The following is a 16,157-nucleotide window of genomic DNA, read 5'->3' as shown; positions in this document are numbered from 1 at the left end:
GAGCGAAGAGCTGCGGCCGTGCTGCGGCCGGGGGACGAGCGAAGAGCTACGGCCTTGCGGCCGGGGGACGAGCGAAGACCTACGGCCGTGCGGCCGGGGATCAGCGAAGATCTACGGCCGTGTGGTGACCCTGCGGAGAGGGATCGGCCACGAGCCGGTGTCCGGAGCGTGAACGGCACCGCCCGGCTCACAGCAGCGAACGGGCCAGCGCCACCGCGCCCTCGACCGGCGGCACGCGCAGCGGCTGCGGCCGGGCCGCGGGCAGGGACTCGGCGAGCGCGGAGGTGAACGCCTCGTACAGCGCGGGCTGGGCGAGGACCGTGCCGCCCGCCACCACCACGTCGTCCACCGGGACCCCGCGTGCGGCGAGCCGTACGACGAGTGCGGCGAGCGCCCGGCCGCCGTTGGCGATCACGGCCCGGGCGAGCGGTGAGCCCGCCTCGGCGGCGGCGAACACCGCGGGGGAGTGCCGGCCCCATTCGGCGGAGACGTCGGCGGCGGCCTCCAGCGCGGCGCCGAGCGCGGGCACCTCGGCCACGCCGAAGGCGGCGATCAGACCGGTCGCGAGTGCGTCGGGCTCCTCGCCGCGGTCGTGCGCCGCCCAGACGGCCCGTGCGGCCTCCCGGACGAGTCCGGCCGCGCCGCCCTCGTCGCCGAGCACCGCGCCCCAGCCGCCGACCTGGACCGGACCGCCGTCGGGTAGCCGCCCCACCGCGACCGAACCGGTGCCGGCGACCAGTCCGACGCCCTTGTCCAGCCCGGCGGCGGGAACGAGCAGCTCGGCGTCGCCCACGACCAGCGCGGGCACCCCGAGCCGCTCCTGAAGCGCGGCCCGGATGGCTTCGCACTGGAGGGGTGTCTCGCAGGCGTGGCCGCCCACGGCGACGGCGGACGGGTGTGCGTCCGCAGGCAGGGCGTCGCGGACCAGCGCGGCCAGGCGGCCGGCGGCGGCCCCGGGGTCGTGCGGCCGCCATCCCGAACTGCTGCGGACACGGTCGACGACGCGTTCGCCGCCCGCGAGGGCACGCAGATGCGTCTTCGTTCCGCCCACGTCGATACCGACCACGTAAGGCGTGGAGTCCTGCACGGGTCCTCTTTCGTCGTTGCGCGGTCACGGCGACGGCAGGCGAACCGCACGTCGGACCACGGCAGTTGAAGAGGTAAGGAAGCCCCGGGACGGGCTTCTGCGGACCACGGCAGGCGAGTACCGTGGAGTTCGTTAGGAAGTTAACTAACGAAGTAGGGTGCGCGTCAAGAGGCACGGAATCCCGGTGCCGCGCGACCTCTGCCGCCGCCCTGCACGGCCGCAGTACGACCTGGGGAGACCATGCGCCTGAGTGAGAGTGCCCGTGTGGTGTTCGACGTACTGGCCGGGACGGGCACGGCCACCCGCCCCCAGCTGGCGGCCGGTGCGGGCCTGTCCAAGCCGACCGTCTCCTCCGCCGTGGCCGAGCTCGAAGCCGTCGAGCTCGCCGCCCACTCCGGCAGGGCCTCCGGCGGCACCGGCCGCAGCGCCGCGATCTACCGGCTCGGACCGGCCGCCGGTTCCGTGCTCGCGGTCGACCTGGGACCCGCCGTGACCCGGGTGCGCGGCTGCGCCCTGGACGGCACCCTGCTCGCCGAGGGCACCGGTTCACGCCGGGACGCGGCCGACACCGTCCGCAAGGTCCTCGACGCGCTGCCCGCCGGGGCGCCGCTGCGGGCCGTGGTCGTCGCCGTCGGTGACGTCCCCATACGGGACCGTGCCGGGGAGCGGCCCGCGACCGCCAAGGCGGGACCCGTCTTCGACGCCATGGCCGTCGCCCTGCCGGAGGGCGTCCCCGTCCACCTGGAGAACAACGTCAACTGCGCCGCCCTCGCCGAGCTCCACGAGGGCGCCGCCGTCGGCCGCGACACCTTCGGCTACCTGCGCATCGGCGTCGGCATCGGTCTCGCCGTCGTCATCGGCGGCCGGGTGCTGCGCGGTGCGAACGGGGCCGCCGGTGAGGTGGCCCGGCTGCCCTACCCCTGGGACGACGACCGCGCCCCGCGCCACGAGGGCCTGGAAGAGCGCATGGGGTCGCGCACTCTGCTGCGCCGGGCGGCCGAGGCCTGGCAGGGCGGTGACGGGCCCCGTCCGCGCACCGCCGAGCGGCTCCTCGCCCTGGCCGGGCAGGGGCATGCCACGGCGGCGGCCGTGGTCGCCTCGCACGCCGCCGACGTGGGCCGGCTCGCCGCCGCCGTCGCCGCCGTACTGGACCCAGGGCTGATCGTCCTGGGCGGCGGCACCGGAGCGGATCCGCAGCTCCTGCCCGGTGTGCGGGCCGAGCTGGCCCGGCTGAGCTGGCCCACCGAGGTGGTCAGCAGTGTGGTGGGCGACACCGGCACGGTGGCGGGCGCCAGCAGGCTCGCGGTCGCCCATGGAATTCAAACCGTGACCGGAGCTGTGCGGGCGAAGCATTGACGGGTGCGCCATCGGTCTGCCAATGTCCGGACAAGCGCTTTCTAGTCGGCCGGGACGCCGACTCCGGGTAAGCCTCCCGCTCGTACGCGAAGTACGGCAGCCGCACGAGGGCGAGCTTGTGCGACGCCGGCCGTCATGGCCGGGGACCCACCCGTGAAGGCGACGCGGCCGGGCGAGGCCGCGCCCCCGGGAAGTGAAACCTCCTGCAAACTGCACCTGTGCCGCCTCGGCTGGCGCCGTGCTTCTTCCGCTACGAGAAAAGGGATCGAAGATGATCACTGTGGGTGTGCGGCGCTCCCGCCGACTCGGCCGCGGCGGCATACGCCGCGTGGTTCCCCTCGCTGCCGTGGCCACGGCAGGTGCCCTTCTGCTCTCCGCCTGCGGGTCGGGGTCCGAGTCGGGCGGTACCTCCAAGTCGCTGACGTTCTGGATCTCCACGGTTCCGGGGCAGGACGCGGGCTGGAAGAAGACGGTGGCGCAGTACAAGAAGGAAACCGGCGTCAAGGTCAACCTCGTCAACATCCCCTACGACGGCTACGACGCGAAGCTGCGCAACGCCGCGCAGGCGAACTCCCTGCCCGACGTGGCGGCAGTGCCGAAGCTGGACCCGATCTGGGCGAACAAGCTGATCGACCTCAGCTCCATCGCCAACAACAAGAGCAACAAGATCAACAAGAACTTCATCGCCAAGGACTCGTCCGGGAAGGTGCTGTCCATCCCCTCGGACATCACCGCCTCCGGCCTGTTCATCAACGAGACGCTGTTCAAGAAGGCCGGCGTCTCCGTCCCCACCTCGCCCCAGAAGACCTGGACCTGGACCGAATTCATCAAGGCGGCGGACGAGGTCCGGGAGAAGACCGGCGCCAAGTACTCCCTCACGTTCGACCAGTCGCCCTCCCGGCTCCGCGCCATGGTGTACGAGCTCGGAGGGAAGTACGTCCACGCCGACTCCTCCGGCAAGTTCTCGGTGGACGCCGCGACCAAGAAGGCCGTGAAGCGCTTCGTCGCGATGAACGACAACAAGACCATGCCGAAGTCGGTGTGGACCAGCGGCGCCGACCCGTCGGCCATGTTCCAGAGCGGTGACGTGGTCGCCTACTGGTCCGGCGTGTGGCAGGTTCCCGCCTTCGCGGAGAGCATCGACAAGTTCGACTGGGCGAGCGTCCCGACTCCCGCCGAGCCGGTGCAGGCCAGTGACGTCAACAGCGGCGGCATGACGGTGGGCTTCAACAACAACGGCGACGCGGCCGCCGCCGCGACGAAGTTCCTGTCCTGGCTGTACGAGCCGGCCCACTACCAGGCGCTGTGCGAGGCGTCCGGGTTCCTGCCCGTCGAGAGCGGTCTGAACCCGAAGTACCCCTTCAAGTCCGAGGCGGCGCAGGCGGCGTTCAAGCTGTACAACGAGTCGATCCCGCTGTACGCCCCGATCTCCGGCTACTTCAACACCGCGCAGACGAACTGGGTGCTGAAGGGCAAGAGCCTCACCGAGGACCCGACCAAGACGGAGCTCGGCAAGGCGATCAACGGCCAGCAGTCGGCCGAAAAGGCGCTGGACAACATCGTGGCCGGCTACAACCAGCAGGTCGGCGGCTGAGCGCAGGCCGACAGGCCCGGGCGGCGGGGTACAGACACCGCCGCCCGGCCCCGGGACCACGCGATGCCGGGCTCATGGCCTGAGCCCACAGAACCCATTCCACCAGCACGGAGTCAGGAAGATGACCAAACGCGCCCCGGACGTGTCCGCGAGCCCGCCCAGGAGCCGCAGTAAGTACACCCTTGCGCCGCTCGTCCTCATCGCGGCCAACGCCGTGCTCTTCGCGCTGTTCTTCGTCTGGCCGGCTGTGATCGGGCTCGTCTACTCGTTCACGAACTACACGGGCGTCGGGGCGTTCCAGTTCGTCGGACTGGACAACTACCAGAACCTGTTCGGGGACTCCACGTTCTTCGGCGCGTTGACCCGGACGCTGCTGTACACCGTGCTCTTCGTTCCGCTGAACTTCGTGTTCTCGCTGCTCATCGCCAACGTGCTGGTGAGCAAGCACGCCAAGGGCGTGTCGGTCGCCCGCGTCTTCTTCTTCATCCCGTGGCTGCTGTCGCCCATCGTCGTGGGTGTGCTGTGGCGGTGGCTGTTCGGTGAGAACTTCGGACTGGTCAACTACCTCATCGAGAAGGTCGGCGGAAGTGCCGTTCCGTGGCAGTCGAACGCGGACCTGTCGCTGATGGTGGTGGTGGTCGCCGCATCCTGGGCCTGGACGGGCTTCTCGATGCTGCTGTTCATCGCGGCGATCAAGAACGTACCGGTGTCGTACTACGAGGCGGCATCGCTCGACGGCGCCGGTCCCTGGCGCCAGTTCGTCAGCATCACACTGCCGAGCATCGCGCCCACGTCCTTCATCGTCATCCTGCTCAACACGATCCACGCGATGAAGGAATACCCGCTGTTCGCCTCCCTCAACAACGGCGGACCCGGAACGTCGAACAACCTGCTGGTCCAGTACATCTACCAGACCGGCTTCAAATCGGGCCAGATCGGCTACGCGAGCGCCGCGTCGTTCGTGCTCATGCTCATCCTGATGGCCGTCGCGATCATGCAGCTGATCATCAACCGGCGGGTGGAGAACCGATGACAACCACAGACATGCCACGCCCGGTCGACTCCGGGCCCGGACGGGCTGTCACCAAGAAGCGGCCCCGCAAGGCGGTCGGCGGTGGGCTTCGCCGCGCGGTGCCCGCGACGACACTGCTGTGGGTCCTGGCGGTCATCTACGGGTTTCCGGTGCTGTGGTTCGTCCTCAGCTCCTTCAAACCGGCGGGAGACTTGTTCTCCTCGCTGACACTGTTTCCGGACGACCCCACCTTGTCGGGCTACAAGGCAGCGTGGGACGGCGCCAACTTCTCCGGGTACTTCATCAACACGACCATCGTGTGTGTGATCTCGACGATCCTCACGGTGGGCGTCAGCTGCTGCACCGGGTACGCGCTGGCCAAGTACGACAACAAGTGGCTCAAGGTCTTCTTCGTCGGCATTCTGGCCACCACCATGCTGCCGTCCGAGGTCATGCTCGCCCCGCAGTTCCTGGTCGTCCGCGACCTCGGCCTCTACAACTCGCTCGCCGGCATCATCCTCCCGGCCGTGCTCACGGCGACCGGGTGCTTCATGTTCCGCCAGTTCTTCCTGACGGTCCCCGACGAGCTCATCGAGGCCGCCCGCATCGACGGCGCCCGCGAACTGTCGATCTTCCTGCGGATCATGGTGCCGATCTCCCGGCCCATCATGCTGACGCTCGCCATCCTGTCGTTCCAGTGGCGGTGGAACGACTACATCTGGCCGCTGCTGATGCTCAACGACCCCGGCAAGTTCACCGTGCAGATCGGCATCCAGAGCCTCGTCGGGGCGCAGAACATCAACTGGTCGGTGGTGCTCGGCGGATCGGTCATCTCCATGATCCCTCTGATCGTCGTCTTCCTGGTGTTCCAGCGTTACGTGATGAACGCCGACATCAACGCCGGACTGAAGGACTGACCGTGCACCTCCCTCACCAGCGCGGCCCGTTGCACGACCTCCCCGACACCCCGGAGGCGTACGACGCCGTCCTCGCCGACGTCACCGAGCAGGCCCTGGCCCGCATGACGCCGGAGGGCAACCTCGAACACCCGGACTGTGTCGACGACATCGGCGACACGTCCCTCGGCGTCACCTCGCTGCTGGCCCTCGCCTGGCAGCGCACCAAAGACCCCCGCCTGCCGGAGGCGGTGCGCCGCAGCCTCGCCTTCCACCTGGAGGAGCGGGTCTACACCGAGGACAACCCGGGCTACCCCAACCTCCGGGTGCGCGACTCCGGCCTGCCGTACGCCCGTTACACCCTGGCGGCCGGCGCGCACCCGATCGGTGACTGGCCGAGCACGGTGTGGGCCCTGCTCCAGGCGGTCAACGTGCTGGACGCGGCGGACGGACTCGTCGACGACGCACAGCGCGCCCGGCTCGCCGAGGTGGCGCACGGCTACTGGCGCTGGCTGACGGAAGCGACGTTCTTCAACCCGCAGGAGGCCGGCAACCAGGCGATCGGCTGCGTGGTCGGCGGTTTGATGCTGGCCCGGCACCTGCCCTCCCCGGACGGCGCGTCGGTGCGGCGGCGGGCCATGCGGCTGTACGAGGACGAGATCCGCGCCCACCGGGTCCGCGACCGCGGCGCGCTCCTGCCGCCCGAGCACGGCGGCGCCTACGACAACAACTACGGACCGATCTCCCTTTCCTTCCTCGCCCAGGCCCACCGGGTCAGCGGCGAGGAGGTCTTCGCCGAGGACGGCGACGCGCTCGCCCGCTACATCGACGCCCGCCTCACGAACGGCGGCTTCGACAACGGCGGCCCGCGCTACAGCGAGCAGCACTCCGCCTTCGAGTCGGTGCTGGGCCTGCGCTACTTCAGCGCCCGTATCGGCTCCGACCTGGGCCGCTACCGGGGCGACAGCCGCTGGGCGCGGCACGCCCGCAAGGCGGACGGCGGCGTGGACGGCCATTTCGCGTGGATGCTGGTCTGGCAGATCCAGGACACCACGCGCTGGCACCGCGCCCCGTCGCCGGCGCCGGCCCGGCACCAACTGCGCGCGGGCACCGTGTCGGTGGCCTTCGACGACCGCATGACCCCGTCGCTGGTCGAGGCGGCCGGCACGTACTACCTCCCGGCCGTGGTGAATCGCCAGCACGGCTTCGGGCCGGTGGCCGACGGCTTCCTGCTGTGCCGCCCGATGGGCGAGGTCCGCGTCCGGGACGTGAGCGCCGGCGGACTGACGGCGAAGCTGGTCACCAAGCCGGTGGTCGGCCGCGATCACGTCCTGCGGCACGTGCGGTCCCTCTATGTCACGGACGGCACGAGCCTGTGGACCACGGTCGCGGTGGAGCGGCTCCCGGGCACGCCGTACCTGCTCGCCGGCCTGCCGTACGCCGCCGACGACGGCGACCGGGTACGGCGGACGGCGGACCCCAGGGTGACGTCGGCGGGCACACTGCGGCTGACCCACCCCGGCCCGGACGACCCGCACCACTTCGACGCCCGCGCCGACACCACGCAGGAGCAGGCCGCCTTCGCCCTGGCCGCCGACCCGCGCGGCTACGGCAACCCCGACGAGGGCTGGCGACACCTGCTCGCTTCGACCGCCCTGGAGGCCGGACCGGCCCCCGGCGCCCCCGAGGACCTGCACGTCTTCGCGGTCCGCTACGGCCCGGGCGACGACGAGTTCACACCGGCGTTCGACCACGAGGGCACGGCCCTCGTGGTCCGCACCGAGGCGTTCACGGCGGTGGTCGGCGAGGCGGCGGGCGACGCGAACGCCGAACCGGAGCTGACGCTGTCCTGCGGAACGGACGCCTGAGAGCGGTTCATTCGGGCGGCGAGCGCCGGCGAAGTCACCGGACGGACGAGGCGGGCCTCCTACGCGTCGGGGGCGAGGTGCGCGACGTCCGGTGCCTGAGCGGCGAGTTCGCTGAGGGGCCCACCGCTGAGCCGGCACACCTTCCACTCCTCCAGGAGTTCCACCCCGAGCGACGTGTAGAAGTCGATCGTCGGTGTGTTCCAGGCCAGGACCCACCACTCGAAGCGGTCATAGCCGCCCCGCCGGCAGGTCGCGGCGAGGGCGGCGAGGAGGGCCTTCCCGTGTCCCGCGCCGCGGGCCCGCGGCCGTACGTAGAGGTCTTCCAGGTGCATGCCGCGCGTGCCCGTCCAGGTCGAGAAGCGCGGGAACCACAGGGCGTAGCCCACGGCCTCACCCGTGCCGTCGTCCTCGGCGATCAGCGCGTGGGCGGCCGGGTGCTCACCGAACAGCGCCTCACGCAGCTGTTCGTCGGTGGCCCGGGCCTGCTCGGCGGCCCGTTCGTACGTGGCGAGTTCACGGATCATGGCCCGGATCTCGGGGACGTCGTTCACGGTGGCGGACCTGATCATGCGACCGATCATGCCTCATCGCCAGGCGGCCGGGGAATTCACGCCCGCACGCGCGGCAGTGCCGACTCCGGCACCACCAAGTCGGCCCGCTCCCGGGTCGTCGCGACCAGTTCGGCGTTGCGCTGGTCCGAGCGCAGCACCCACGCGACGGCCTCCTCGTGGCCCTTGCCGAACTCCTCGTGCCGGGCGATCAGCCGCCGCAGCCGCTCCGGCTCGGGGAGTTCGCAGAACCACACGTCGTCGAGCTCGGGGCGGACCCGGGCCCAGGCGCCGGTCTCCAGCAGGAGGTAGTTGCCCTCGGTCACGACGAGCCGGGACGCAGGCGGCACCGGGATCGCCCCCGCGACCGGCTGCTCCAGGACGCGCTCGAAGCCGGGCGCGTACACCACGTCGTCCGTCTCCACCCGCAGCCGCCGCAGCAGCGCCGCGTACCCCGCCGCGTCGAAGGTGTCCGGCGCGCCCTTGCGGTCCCGCAGGCCGAGCCGGTCCAGTTCGGCATCGGCGAGGTGGAAACCGTCCATGGGGACGTGCGCCACCCACGGGTCGCCGGATCCGTTCAGTTCCCGCACCAGCCGCTCGGCGAGCGTCGACTTGCCCGCGCCGGGGCTGCCGGCGATACCGAGGATCGCGCGCCGGCCTTCCCGGGGCAGGGCCCGGGCGCGGCGGACGAGGTCGTCGAAGGTCAGCGGCACACAGCAGAGTGTGTCACCCCTCGGAGTGTGGCGTGCGCCACTCACTGGACATCGCCGGCCGGGGAACCGGACCTGTATGACGCAGCTCGGTCTTCCCGAAGACATCCACGCCTGCCTCTTCGACCTCGACGGTGTCGTCACCAAGACGGCCGTCGTGCACGCGGCCGCCTGGAAGGAGATGTTCGACGCGTTCCTGCGCGAGCGCGACGGCGCGGACTTCCGGCCGTTCGACGCGTCCGACTACGACGAGTACGTCGACGGCCGGCCACGCGCCGACGGCGTGCGCACCTTCCTCGCGTCCCGCGGCATCGACCTGCCGGACGGCGACCCGGAGGACCCACCCGGCGCGCAGACCGTGCACGGGCTCGGCAACCGCAAGAACGAGCTGGTCCTGGAGAAGATCCGCACCGAAGGCGTCGAGGCCTACGAGGGCACCTTGCGTTATCTGGAGGCGGTCAGGGCGCACGGCCTGAGCACCGCGATCGTCTCCTCCAGCGCCAACTGCCGTGACGTGCTGCGCTCGATCGGCGCCGAGCACTTCTTCGACGTCCGCATCGACGGCGTGGTGGCCGCCGAGCGCAAGCTGCGCGGCAAACCGCGCCCCGACACGTTCCTGGCCGCCGCCGAGGACCTCGGCATCGAACCGGCCGAGGCCGCCGTCTTCGAGGACGCCCTGGCCGGCATGGACGCGGGCCGCGCGGGCCGGTTCGGATACGTCGTCGGCGTCGACCGCGTGGGACAGACCGACGCGCTGTACGCGCACGGCGCCGACGTCGTGGTGAAGGACCTCGCCGAACTGGGGGGCACGCGGTGATCACACAGCGGGCGTACAACGTCGAACCCTGGACGGTGCGCGAGACGGAGCTCAACCTCGACCTGCTGGCCCAGAGCGAGTCCGTGTTCGCCCTGTCCAACGGCCACGTCGGCTGGCGCGGCAACCTCGACGAGGGCGAACCGCACGGCCTGCCCGGCTCGTACCTCAACGGCGTCCACGAACTGCACCCGCTGCCCTACGCCGAAGCCGGCTACGGCTATCCCGAGTCCGGCCAGACGTCCATCGACGTCACCAACGGCAAGGTGCTGCGCCTGCTGGTCGACGACGAGCCGTTCGACCTGCGCTACGGGCGGCTCGTCACCCACGAGCGGACCCTGGACCTGCGGCGCGGCGTGCTGGAACGGGTCTGCGAGTGGACCTCCCCGGCCGGCTCGACGGTCCGGGTGCGCTCCACGCGGCTGGTGTCCCTGACCCAGCGGGCGATCGCCGCCGTGGCGTACGAGGTGGAGCCCGTCGACAGCCGTACCCGCGTGGTCGTCCAGTCGGAGCTGGTCGCCAACGAGAGCCTGCCCGAGCCGGACGGCGACCCGCGCGCCGCACGGGCGCTGAAGTCGCCGCTGGAACCGGAGGAGGACCTCGCCTCGGGCAGCAGGCTGCGCCTGGTCCACCGCACCCGGCGCAGCGGCCTGCGCGTCGCCGTGGCCGCCGACCACCTCGTCACCGGCCCCGAACGGACCACCACCAGCAGCGAGAGCAACGTGGACGTGGCCCGGCTGACCATCACCTCCGTGCTGGAGCCGGGGGAGCGGCTTCGGGTGGAGAAGCTCGTCGCGCACGGCTGGTCCAGCGCGCGCTCCCGGCCCGCGATGAGCGACCAGGTCGAGGCGGCGCTGGCGGCGGCCGCGCACAGCGGCTGGTGGGGGTTGCTGAAGGACCAGCGGGCCTACCTCGACGACTTCTGGGCGCGCGCCGACGTCGAGGTCGACGGCGACGAGGAGATCCAGCAGGCCGTCCGCTTCGCCCTCTTCCACGTCCTGCAGGCCGGCGCCCGCGCCGAACAGCGCGCCATCCCCGCCAAGGGACTCACCGGCTCCGGCTACGACGGCCACGCCTTCTGGGACACCGAGGCGTTCGTGCTGCCGCTGCTGACCTACACCGCGCCGGCCGCGGCCGCCGAGGCCCTGCGCTGGCGCCTGGACACCCTGCCCGCCGCCCGGGAGCGGGCGGCCCAGCTCGGCCTGCGCGGCGCCGCCTTCCCCTGGCGCACCATCGAGGGCTCGGAAGGCTCCGCGTACTGGCCGGCCGGCACCGCCGCCTTCCACGTCGGCGCCGACATCGCGGACGCCGTCGTGCGGTACGTGGCGGCGACCGGCGACGAGGAGTTCGAGCGCGAGGTCGGTGTGGAGCTGCTGGTGGAGACCGCCCGCCTGTGGCGCTCCCTCGGCCACCACGACGACCGGGGCGTCTTCCACATCGACGGCGTCACCGGACCGGACGAGTACAGCGCGATCGCCGACGACAACACGTACACCAACCTCATGGCCCGGGCGAACCTGCTGGCCGCCGCCGACGCCTGCAAACGCCACCCCGACGAGGCGGCCCGGCTCGGCGCCGACGAGGAGGAGCGGGCCGCCTGGCGGGACGCCGCCGAGGCCGTGCACGTCCCCTACAACGAGGAACTCGGCGTGCACGAGCAGCACGCCGGCTTCACCCGCTACCAGCGCTGGGACTTCGACCGCACCGGCCCCGACCAGTACCCGCTGATGCTGCACTTCCCGTACTTCGACCTGTACCGCAAGCAGGTGATCAAACAGGCGGACCTGGTGCTGGCGATGTACACCTGCGGCAGCTTCTTCGAGGAGTACTTCGACGAGGAGCAGATCGCCCGCAACTTCGCCTACTACGAGCCGCTGACCGTACGGGACTCCTCCCTGTCGGCCTGCGTCCAGGCCGTCATGGCCGCCCGGACCGGCCATCTGGACCTGGCCTGCGCCTACACGGCCGAGGCCGCGCTGATGGACCTCGGGGACCTGGAGCACAACACCCGCGACGGACTGCACATCGCCTCGCTGGCCGGCACCTGGATGGCGCTGGTCGCCGGGTTCGGCGGTATGCGGTGCGCCGACGGCGGCCTGCGGTTCGCGCCGCGCCTGCCCGAGAGGTACAGCCGGCTGGCCTTCTCGGTCGGGTTCCTCGGCCGGTGCCTGCGGGTGGAACTGACCGCCGGGCAGGCCACGTACACCCTGCGCTCGGGCCCGCCGCTGACGATCCGCCACCACGGCACCGAGGTGACGGTGAGTGAGGGCGCCCCCGTTACCCGCCCCGTACCCGCGCCGCCCCGGCGTCCGGCCCCGAGCCAGCCCCCGCACCGGACCCCGAACGCCCGCTGACCTCCTGATCGGGTCAGGCACTTGGCCGAATTGCGGTCTGCGCGTCCCCACCCCGCGGGTTAGTTTGGCCGTGTTATCCGATTATCGGACCTCCAGGTCCGGCTCGCGGGCCGTGGGGGTCACGGCGTCCCTGCGCGCGTAGGGGTAAGGGGTGGACGATGTCCGACGGCGCCAACGCCATTCTTGTTCGTATGCGAAGACGCGAACAGGCGGCCGCGTCGGGCACACCTCGCAGGAGACGCGTCGACAGACCTCTCGCCGCGCTGGCCGCCGTCTTCGTCCTCGCGCAACTCGTCCTCGTCCGGCCCGTCCTCGGCCTCGGCTGGGACGAGATCGTCTACGTCAGCCAGGTCACCTCCCACACCCCGGCGGCCTTCTTCAGTGCCCCGCGCTCCCGGGGGGTCTCCCTGCTCGTGGCGCCGATCGCGTCCTGGTCGTCGTCCGTCCCGCTGCTGCGCGTCTACCTCGCGCTGCTGTCCGGCGTCGCCCTCTTCCTGGCCCTGCGCGCCTGGCGGGGCCTGTTCCCGACCCGGGTCCTGGTCCTCGGCGGCGCCCTCTTCGCCTCCCTGTGGGTGACCCTCTTCTACGGTCCGCAGGCCATGCCCAACTACTGGGTCGCGATCGGCGCCCTGATCACCGTGGGCTGCTTCCTGCGGGCCCGGGCGGACCGTTCCGCCCGGGCGGCGCTGTGGGGCATCGCCGCGGGCGCCGCCCTCATGGCGTGGATGCGGCCCACCGACGCGGTCTGGGTGACCGTGCCGCTGCTCGTCCTCACCCTGGTCCGCCGCCACTGGCGACTCCTCCTCGCGCTCGCCGCGGGCCTCGCGGCCGGCGCCGTCGAGTGGGTGATCGAGGCCTACCTCGGCCACGGCGGCCTCGGACAGCGGCTGTCGGACGCCTCCCGCATCCAGGGCGGGCTGGGCTGGCAGATCGCCGTCGACGACCAGCTGCGCAGCCTGGGCGGACGGGCCCTGTGCCGGCCGTGCACCGTGCCGATGCCCAACCCCCTGGTCACCGTCTGGTGGTTCACCCTGCCCGTCCTGGCCGGACTCGGCCTGGTCGTCGCGGCCCGGGCCCGGCGCCTGGGACGGACCCTGATCCCCCTGGCCTGCGCCGCCACAGCCGCACTGCCGTACCTGTTCATGATCGGCTACGCGGCGCCCCGCTTCCTCCAGCCGGCCTACGCGCTGCTCGCGATCCCGGTCGCCGACGCCCTGTGGCACCTGGTCAGAACCCCGGGCAGGAAGTGGCGGCCGGTGGCCGCCACGCTGGTCGCGCTCGGCCTGGCCGGGCATCTGGCGGTGCAGATCGCCGTCCTGGAAGGCGCCGTGTCCCGCAACACCGAGAGCCGCCGCGACTGGGACCGCACCGCCGGAGAACTGCACCGCCTCGGCGTCCGCCCGCCCTGCCTGCTCACCGGCCACGAGGCCATCCCGATCGGCTACTACACCGGCTGCTCCTCGGGCGCGACGGCCGGCCACAACGAGAACACCACGGTGGCGGACATCCTGCGTACCGCGGACCGTCTCCCGGTCGCCCACATCGCACCGGCCGGCGGCACCCCGCCTCGCTACGCCCGCACCTGGCCCGTCCACCGGATCTCGGACCTGGACGTCCGCGTCGCACCGCCTGCGCCGGGGAACAGCGGCCACTGAGGGATCAACTCGCGTTTCCCCCCCGCGTGGTCCAGGTAGGAGTCGGGAGACGAGGGTCACGGACGAGGGGGGAACGCCATGACGGGGATCGACCACGAGGGCCGGCTGGGGGAGGAGTTCTTCACACCGGGCTCCTCGTCCTTCACCGAGTTCCTGGCGGCCCACCGCCCCGAACTGCTGGGCACCCGCCGGGTCCTCCCGGACGGCGTCCGCGCCGAGGGCGCCCCGCACGGCACGACCGTGCTGGCCCTCACCTTCGGCGACGGCGTGCTGATCGCGGGCGACCGGCGGGCGACGATGGGCAACCTGATCGCCCAGCGGGACCTGGAGAAGGTGCACCCCGCCGACGACCACACCGCCGTGGCCTTCGCCGGTTCCGTCGGGCTCGCCCTCGACCTGGTGAAGCTCTACCAGGTCGAGCTGACGCACTTCGAGAAGGTCGAGGGCATCCCCATGACCCTCGCCGCGAAGGCCACCCGGCTGGCCACGATGATCCGGGGCAATCTGGGCCAGGCCATGCAGGGCCTCGCCGTCGTCCCGCTGCTCGCCGGCTACGACCCCGCGGCTCCCGAGGGCCGACAGGGCCGCATCTTCGGCTTCGACGTCGCCGGCGGCCGCTACGAGAAGTTCGGCTTCCACGCCGAGGGCTCCGGATCGCCGTACGCCCGGGGCGCGTTGAAGAAGCTGTTCCGCCCCGGACTGACCCGGCGCGAGGCCGCGCTGGCAGCACTCCAGGCGCTCTACGACGCGGCAGACGACGACTCCGCGACCGGCGGTCCGGACCTCACCCGCCGCATCTATCCCGTCGTGTCCGTCATCACCGAGGACGGCTTCGAGCGGCTGCCGGAGACGGAGACGGAGGAGCTCAGCCGCGAGATGGTCGAGCAGCGCCGCGGCCGGCCGGACGGACCGAACGCCGCGGTGTGACCCCCCGGCCGCGGGGCGTCCGGGTCGAGGAAGCCTATGCTCCCGCGGAGTTTCCGCTTCCATGGACAAGACCTGTCGCGGGCTTTACTGCGCATGGATTGCAGGTACTGGAGGATGGCGCAAGGCTGCTCCCCGCAGCCGTCGGTCCGACAGAAAGACCCATCCCCGATGGCGGCCGCCCCTGAGTCCACTCCACCCCTCCCCGCCCCGGCCGCGGCCCAGCGCACGGCCCGGCACCGCGTCCGTACCTCCATGACGCGGCAGGAGTGGACCAGGGCCGGGGGGATGGCCGCCGTCATCGTCGCCCTGCACGTGATCGGCTGGGTCACCCTCGTCGCGATCGTCGCCCCCGAGCACCGCGCCATCGGCACGCAGACCTTCGGCGTCGGCATCGGCGTCACCGCGTACACGCTCGGCATGCGGCACGCCTTCGACGCCGACCACATCGCCGCCATCGACAACACCACCCGCAAGCTGATGGGCGAGGGGCAGCGTCCGCTGTCGGTCGGCTTCTGGTTCTCCCTCGGCCACTCCAGCGTCGTCCTCGTCTTGGCCTTCCTGCTCACCCTCGGCGTGAAGACCCTGGCCGGACCGGTCCGCGACGGCGGCTCCTCGCTGCACGACGTCACCGGGCTGATCGGCACGACCGTCTCCGGGACGTTCCTCTACCTCATCGCGGCCGTCAACCTCGTCATCCTCGCCGGCATCTGGAAGGTCTTCCGCCGGATGCGCTCGGGCCACTACGACGAGGCCGCCCTGGAGGAACAGCTGAACAACCGCGGCTTCATGAACCGGCTCCTGGGCCGTGTCATGAAGTCGGTCTCCAAGCCCGGGCAGATGTACCCGCTGGGCCTCCTCTTCGGCCTCGGCTTCGACACCGCCACCGAGATCGCCCTGCTCGTGCTGGCCGGCTCCGGCGCCGCGTCCGGTCTGCCCTGGTACGCGATCCTGTGCCTGCCCGTCCTGTTCGCCGCCGGGATGTGCCTCCTCGACACCATCGACGGCTCGTTCATGAACTTCGCCTACGGCTGGGCCTTCTCCGAGCCCGTCCGCAAGGTCTACTACAACCTCACGATCACCGGCCTGTCCGTCGCCGTGGCGCTGCTCATCGGGACCGTCGAACTCCTCGGTCTGCTCGTGACGCGGCTCGGCCTGCACGGCCCCTTCTGGGACTGGATCTCCGGCCTCGACCTCAACGTCCTGGGATACGTCGTCGTGGCGCTGTTCGTCGCCACGTGGGTCGTCGCGCTGCTGGTGTGGAGGCTCGGGCGCATCGAGGACAAGTGGACGGGTGGCCTGGCCCGGCCGGGGCGGGAAGGTTAGAGCCCGCGTAACG

13 protein-coding genes are annotated in these 16,157 nt (G+C 71.6%); 10 read left to right on the top strand and 3 right to left on the bottom strand.

Annotated elements, in window-relative coordinates:
- Nucleotides 1-187: 187 nt before the first annotated feature.
- Nucleotides 188-1,087, bottom strand: coding sequence for an N-acetylglucosamine kinase (locus tag ACZ3I3_RS14740; RefSeq protein WP_467365067.1), 900 nt, complete (start codon nucleotides 1,085-1,087; stop codon nucleotides 188-190).
- Nucleotides 1,088-1,327: 240 nt separating this feature from the next.
- Between ACZ3I3_RS14740 and ACZ3I3_RS14735 the strand changes: the two genes are divergently transcribed.
- The 5 genes from ACZ3I3_RS14735 (at nucleotide 1,328) to ACZ3I3_RS14715 (ending at nucleotide 7,813) form a co-directional block, all read left to right on the top strand.
- Entirely contained in the window at nucleotides 1,328-2,443 is a 1,116-nt protein-coding gene (locus tag ACZ3I3_RS14735; protein WP_467365066.1) for an ROK family protein, read from the top strand.
- A gap of 271 nt (nucleotides 2,444-2,714) precedes the next feature.
- Nucleotides 2,715-4,037 carry an extracellular solute-binding protein gene (locus tag ACZ3I3_RS14730; protein WP_467365064.1) on the top strand — a complete coding sequence of 441 codons (1,323 nt, stop codon included), beginning with the start codon at nucleotides 2,715-2,717 and terminating at the stop codon, nucleotides 4,035-4,037.
- Between the two features lie 121 nt (nucleotides 4,038-4,158).
- The gene (locus ACZ3I3_RS14725) at nucleotides 4,159-5,070 is read left to right on the top strand and encodes a carbohydrate ABC transporter permease (protein ID WP_467365062.1); all 912 of its coding nucleotides are present in this window, start codon (nucleotides 4,159-4,161) and stop codon (nucleotides 5,068-5,070) included.
- Nucleotides 5,067-5,966 (top strand): carbohydrate ABC transporter permease, encoded by a 900-nt coding sequence (locus ACZ3I3_RS14720; protein ID WP_467365060.1) that lies wholly within the window; start codon nucleotides 5,067-5,069, stop codon nucleotides 5,964-5,966. The genes ACZ3I3_RS14725 and ACZ3I3_RS14720 overlap by 4 nt, the downstream gene beginning before the upstream one ends.
- 2 nt (nucleotides 5,967-5,968) lie before the next feature.
- The gene (locus tag ACZ3I3_RS14715; RefSeq protein WP_467365058.1) at nucleotides 5,969-7,813 is read left to right on the top strand and encodes a hypothetical protein; all 1,845 of its coding nucleotides are present in this window, start codon (nucleotides 5,969-5,971) and stop codon (nucleotides 7,811-7,813) included.
- Nucleotides 7,814-7,872: 59 nt separating this feature from the next.
- Here ACZ3I3_RS14715 and ACZ3I3_RS14710 read toward each other — a convergent pair whose 3' ends face one another.
- Both ACZ3I3_RS14710 and ACZ3I3_RS14705 read right to left on the bottom strand, forming a co-directional pair.
- Nucleotides 7,873-8,382 carry a GNAT family N-acetyltransferase gene (locus tag ACZ3I3_RS14710; RefSeq protein ID WP_467365056.1) on the bottom strand — a complete coding sequence of 170 codons (510 nt, stop codon included), beginning with the start codon at nucleotides 8,380-8,382 and terminating at the stop codon, nucleotides 7,873-7,875.
- A 38-nt stretch (nucleotides 8,383-8,420) separates the two neighbouring features.
- Nucleotides 8,421-9,074: a nucleoside/nucleotide kinase family protein gene (locus ACZ3I3_RS14705; RefSeq protein WP_467365055.1), complete on the bottom strand. Its 654-nt coding sequence runs from the start codon at nucleotides 9,072-9,074 to the stop codon at nucleotides 8,421-8,423.
- 76 nt (nucleotides 9,075-9,150) lie between these two features.
- Here ACZ3I3_RS14705 and ACZ3I3_RS14700 point away from each other — a divergent pair, with 76 nt between their 5' ends.
- From ACZ3I3_RS14700 to nicT, 5 genes are all read left to right on the top strand, one after another.
- Entirely contained in the window at nucleotides 9,151-9,888 is a 738-nt protein-coding gene (locus ACZ3I3_RS14700) for an HAD family hydrolase (protein WP_467365053.1), read from the top strand.
- The gene (locus tag ACZ3I3_RS14695) at nucleotides 9,885-12,239 is read left to right on the top strand and encodes a glycoside hydrolase family 65 protein (protein WP_467365052.1); all 2,355 of its coding nucleotides are present in this window, start codon (nucleotides 9,885-9,887) and stop codon (nucleotides 12,237-12,239) included. The genes ACZ3I3_RS14700 and ACZ3I3_RS14695 overlap by 4 nt, the downstream gene beginning before the upstream one ends.
- A gap of 158 nt (nucleotides 12,240-12,397) precedes the next feature.
- Nucleotides 12,398-13,894, top strand: coding sequence for a hypothetical protein (locus ACZ3I3_RS14690; RefSeq protein WP_467365050.1), 1,497 nt, complete (start codon nucleotides 12,398-12,400; stop codon nucleotides 13,892-13,894).
- A gap of 78 nt (nucleotides 13,895-13,972) precedes the next feature.
- On the top strand, nucleotides 13,973-14,821 hold the full coding sequence (gene prcB, locus ACZ3I3_RS14685) for a proteasome subunit beta (protein ID WP_467365048.1): 849 nt from the start codon (nucleotides 13,973-13,975) through the stop codon (nucleotides 14,819-14,821).
- Nucleotides 14,822-14,989: 168 nt separating this feature from the next.
- On the top strand, nucleotides 14,990-16,144 hold the full coding sequence (gene nicT / locus ACZ3I3_RS14680; protein ID WP_467365046.1) for a Nickel transporter NicT: 1,155 nt from the start codon (nucleotides 14,990-14,992) through the stop codon (nucleotides 16,142-16,144).
- Nucleotides 16,145-16,157 lie beyond the last annotated feature (13 nt).

Source organism: Streptomyces sp. NPDC016851 (genome assembly GCF_055562795.1).
Note: the sequence above shows the minus strand (reverse complement) of the source record. Positions and strands in the feature narration are given on the sequence as shown.